Genomic DNA, 1592 nt, shown 5'->3' with positions numbered 1-1592 from the left:
TTGGAATGACATCTTAAAGAAGGATAATTTTGTTAAGAAATTGTGTAGTAGAGAATGGATAGAATTAGTTTAGTTTATTTTTGAAAATGGTATTAGAGTCTGAATTAGCGCTTAGCCTTGCAAGGATTAGGGTTGATAAATTGATTGGCGATATTAGAGTGCCACAAAAGACACTGAAGAAACTCAACGACAGAATAGAGAACGCACAGCACACATTTGTGGTTAGTAGTGTAGCAAAGTTTCAAACAACATTAATTATTGACGATGCTGTTGGCTCTGGTGCCAGTATCAATCAAATTGCTTGCAAGCTTAAAAAGGCACAAAATACAAGAAAAGTTATTGGTTTTGCTGTTACGGGTAGTTTGAATGATTTTGAGATTATTTCCGAGGTTTAATTTTTTGCTCAATTGCATCAAATAACACACCAGCAATATTTAAATTAAATTGTGTATCTAATTCACGAATGCAAGTCGGACTGGTGACATTAATCTCGGTGATGGTGTCGCCGATCACATCTAATCCGACAAACATTAAGCCTTTAGCTTTTAAAGTAGGCGCTATTTGTTCGCACAGCCAATAGTCACGCCTACTTAAAGGCTGTCCAACGCCCAAAGCACCTGCGGCTAAATTGCCCTTAAAGTTACCTTTTGCAGGGATGCGTGCTAAGGCATAATCAATCGGTTTACCATCAATTAGTAAAATGCGTTTGTCACCTTTGACGATTTCAGGCAAAAATTCTTGCACCATAATTGGACGCTTATTGTTATTTGTCAAGCGTTTTAATGTGGTGTCTATCTCGCTATCACCTATTTCAAATTTGAAAATATCGCGCCCACCCATGCCATCTAGTGGTTTGACTACTGCAGTTCGTTGGGCTTCAATAAAAGTTTTAATTTGTGCTTGATTGCTACTTACTAAGGTCTTTGGTATGCAGTGTGGAAAATTTAGCGTAAATAATTTTTCATTAGCATCACGCAAGGATTGTGATTTGTTGACAACCAGTACTCCTTGTTTTTCTGCCTGTTCTAAAAAATAAGTGGCGTAGATATAATCCATGTCAAACGGTGGGTCTTTGCGCATCAAAATAACATCAAATGCACTTAGTGCCATTATTTGACTGGGTTGTTTCTCAAACCAGTGTTCAAGATTATCAGCCACAGTGGTTTGTGAAGCGTGTGCATAAACACCGTCTTCATCTGCGAATAGGTCGGTTGTATCAAAGGTATAAACTTCCCACTCGCGACGCGTAGCCTCTAGCATCATAGCTAGTGAAGCGTCTTTTTTTGGATTGATATTGACAATATCATCCATTAGTACAGCAATTTTCATAGTAGGTATTATAAAGGTCTTTGCGGTTTACTTTTGTTGGCTTTGCACACATCAATCAGCAAATCCAAACTGGCTTCTTTCATTTTCTCACCTAGACTAAATTTATACTCTCTTGGAAAGTTTTTTGTGCGATTATAAATCTCCAGTAAAAAATCATAGCCCGTTTTATAAACCGCTAATTCGCTAAATAATGCCATTGTCAGAATTCTTTATTAATCGTCACTTTGGTGTAATTTTTAACAAATGCAAAGAAACAATAAAAA

The 1592-nt window shown here is 36.9% G+C and carries 3 protein-coding genes; 1 reads left to right on the top strand and 2 read right to left on the bottom strand.

What is annotated here, in order from left to right; translation table 11 throughout:
* Positions 1-80 precede the first annotated feature (80 nt).
* A complete protein-coding gene (locus BAZSYMA_RS00600; protein ID WP_195910025.1) occupies positions 81-395 on the top strand; it encodes a hypothetical protein in 315 nt (104 codons plus the stop codon).
* Here the strand turns inward: BAZSYMA_RS00600 and gshB are convergent.
* Both gshB and BAZSYMA_RS00590 read right to left on the bottom strand, forming a co-directional pair.
* Complete coding sequence (gene gshB / locus BAZSYMA_RS00595; protein ID WP_090714485.1) at positions 379-1338, bottom strand: glutathione synthase; 960 nt, start codon at positions 1336-1338, stop codon at positions 379-381. The two genes, BAZSYMA_RS00600 and gshB, sit on opposite strands and share 17 nt — an antisense overlap.
* Positions 1338-1526, bottom strand: coding sequence for a four helix bundle protein (locus BAZSYMA_RS00590; RefSeq protein WP_090714483.1), 189 nt, complete (start codon positions 1524-1526; stop codon positions 1338-1340). Before BAZSYMA_RS00590 ends, gshB begins: the two co-directional genes overlap by 1 nt.
* Between the last annotated feature and the right edge of the window lie 66 nt (positions 1527-1592).

The sequence above is a fragment of the Bathymodiolus azoricus thioautotrophic gill symbiont genome, from assembly GCF_001298715.1.
Classification (GTDB): domain Bacteria; phylum Pseudomonadota; class Gammaproteobacteria; order PS1; family Pseudothioglobaceae; genus Thiodubiliella.
Note: the sequence above shows the minus strand (reverse complement) of the source record. Positions and strands in the feature narration are given on the sequence as shown.